The 2,533-nt window shown below is 69.6% G+C and carries 2 protein-coding genes; both read right to left on the bottom strand.

Annotated elements, in window-relative coordinates:
* On the bottom strand, positions 1–522 hold a 522-nt coding region (locus tag EAO70_RS23085), incomplete at its 3' end, for an NUDIX domain-containing protein (protein ID WP_148005309.1).
* A gap of 92 nt (positions 523–614) precedes the next feature.
* Positions 615–2,282, bottom strand: a complete 1,668-nt coding sequence (locus EAO70_RS23080; protein WP_148004712.1) for a CTP synthase — start codon at positions 2,280–2,282, stop codon at positions 615–617.
* Between the last annotated feature and the right edge of the window lie 251 nt (positions 2,283–2,533).

Below are 2,533 nucleotides of genomic sequence, written 5' to 3'. Positions count from 1 at the left end.
GCAGTTGTTGTGCAGCTCCCCCGCCAGCACCCCCCGCACCAGCTCGTCCAGCGGCACCCGGGCCAGTTCCATGTCGGCCTCCTCCTCGGAGACCGCGTACCGCTCCCCCTCCGCCTCGGAGAGGCCCCGCGCGAGGAAGATCCGTACGGCCTCGTCGCAGCCGCCCGGCGTCGTGTAGACGTCGGTCAGGACCCGCCACTCCTCGGCCTTGACGTGCGCCTCCTCGTACAGCTCCCGCTGCGCCGCGTGCAGCGGGTTCTCACCGGGCACGTCGAGGAGTCCCGCCGGGATCTCCCAGAGCTTCTGCCGGACCGGGTGCCGGTACTGCTTGAGCAGCAGGACCCGGTCCCGGTCGTCGAGGGCCAGGACGGCCACCGAGCCGGGGTGGACCTGGTAGTCGCGGCGCGCGACCGTACCGTCCGGCATGACCACGTCGTCCGTGCGGACACTCGTCTTGTTTCCCTGGAACGGGGTCGTCGTCGCGACGACCCGCCACTCCTCCGGGGTGTCCTGCAACTCCATCTGCGTCCTCCCACGAACCACACGCGAAAACCACGAGAACCGGGGTACGGATCCGTCAGGACCCGTACCCCGGCTACGTTAACGCGCGACGACTACTCGGCCGACGTGCCCGCCTTGCCCGTCTTGCGCTCCACCGCCGCCTTCACCAGGCCGGCGAAGAGCGGGTGCGGACGCGTCGGGCGCGACCGCAGCTCCGGGTGCGCCTGGGTGGCGACCAGGTAGGGGTGGATCTCGCGCGGGTACTCGACGTACTCGACGAGCTTGTTGTCCGGGGAGGTGCCGGAGAAGACCAGGCCGGCCTTCTTCTCCAGCTCCCCGCGGTAGGCGTTGTTGACCTCGTAGCGGTGCCGGTGGCGCTCGTCGACGTACGGCTGGTCGTCGTAGACCTCGCGGACGATCGAGCCCTCGGCGAGCTTCGCCGGGTACAGGCCGAGCCGCATCGTGCCGCCCAGGTCGCCCGCGCCCTCGACGAACGCGAGCTGCTCCTCCATCGTCGAGACGACGGGGTGCGCGGTGGCCGGGTCGAACTCGGTGGAGTTGGCCTCGGGGATGTCGGCCAGGTTCCGGGCCGCCTCGATGACGATGCACTGGAGGCCGAGGCAGATGCCGAGCAGCGGCACCTTGTTCTCGCGGGCGTACTGGATCGCGCCGACCTTGCCGCTCACACCGCGGTCGCCGAAGCCGCCGGGGATGAGGATCGCGTCGACGTCGCCGAGCTGCTTCGCGGCCCCGGCCGGGGTCTTGCACTCGTCGGAGGTGACCCACTTGACCTTGACGCGCGCCTTGTTCGCGAAGCCGCCGGCCCGCATCGCCTCGGTGACCGAGAGGTACGCGTCGGGCAGGTCGATGTACTTGCCGACGAGCGCGACCGTGACCTCGTGGTCGGGGTTGTGGACGCGGTCGAGCAGGTCGTCCCAGGTCGTCCAGTCCACGTCGCGGAACGGCAGGTCGAGCTTGCGGACGACGTAGGCGTCCAGGCCCTCGGTGTGCAGGACCTTGGGGATGTCGTAGATCGACTTGGCGTCGATCGCGGCGACGACCGCGGCCTCGTCGACGTCGCACATCAGCGAGATCTTTCGCTTGATGGAGGTCGGGACCTCGCGGTCGGCGCGCAGCACGATCGCGTCGGGCTGGATGCCGATGTTGCGGAGCGCGGCGACGGAGTGCTGGGTCGGCTTGGTCTTGAGCTCGCCGGAGGGGCCGATGTAGGGCAGCAGCGAGATGTGCACGACGAAGACGTTGTCGCGGCCGACCTCGTGGCGGACCTGGCGGACGGTCTCCAGGAACGGCAGCGACTCGATGTCGCCGACCGTGCCGCCGACCTCGGTGATGACCACGTCGACGTCGTCGGTCGCCATGCGGCGGATCCGGGACTTGATCTCGTTGGTGATGTGCGGGATGACCTGCACGGTGTCACCGAGGTACTCGCCACGCCGCTCCTTGGCGATGACCTGGGAGTAGACCTGGCCGGTGGTGACGTTGGCCGAGCCGTCGAGGTCCACGTCGAGGAAGCGCTCGTAGTGGCCGATGTCCAGGTCGGTCTCGGCGCCGTCGTTGGTGACGAACACCTCGCCGTGCTGGAACGGGTTCATCGTTCCCGGGTCGACGTTCAGGTACGGGTCGAGCTTCTGCATCGTGACCCGCAGGCCCCGGGCCTTGAGGAGCGCACCCAGGCTGGAGGCGGTCAGACCCTTGCCGAGGCTGGAGGCGACACCCCCGGTGACGAAGATGTGCTTGGTCGTCGTGGTTTTGGGCGGCATCGCCAAGAGGGGGCTCCCGTGGTCGCGTTCTGGAGGTGCGTACCGGCGTCCCCTCCGGAAGAATCGGGGGGTGCCGTCGCTGCGGTTTCGGGGTCCTCGGCTGTCGCCGTTTCCCACCGGTCCACGGGGTACCAGGGTATCAGCGACATCGGGAGACCGCTTCCGGCCACACGCGGGAGTCGGGCGTTCACGGACCGCGACGCGAGGGCGGGCGGAGTCTCCCGGAGGGTGGGGGAAGCGCCCTCATCGGG

Origin of the sequence: Streptomyces sp. adm13(2018), from assembly GCF_008042145.1 — a bacterium.
Classification (GTDB): Bacteria; Actinomycetota; Actinomycetes; order Streptomycetales; family Streptomycetaceae; genus Streptomyces.
Note: the sequence above shows the minus strand (reverse complement) of the source record. Positions and strands in the feature narration are given on the sequence as shown.

What these genes read in the sequence shown, in the direction of transcription:
- EAO70_RS23080 (WP_148004712.1), bottom strand. Translation starts at nt 2,282, where the DNA reads ATGCCGCCCAAAACCACGACGACCAAGCACATCTTCGTCACCGGGGGT.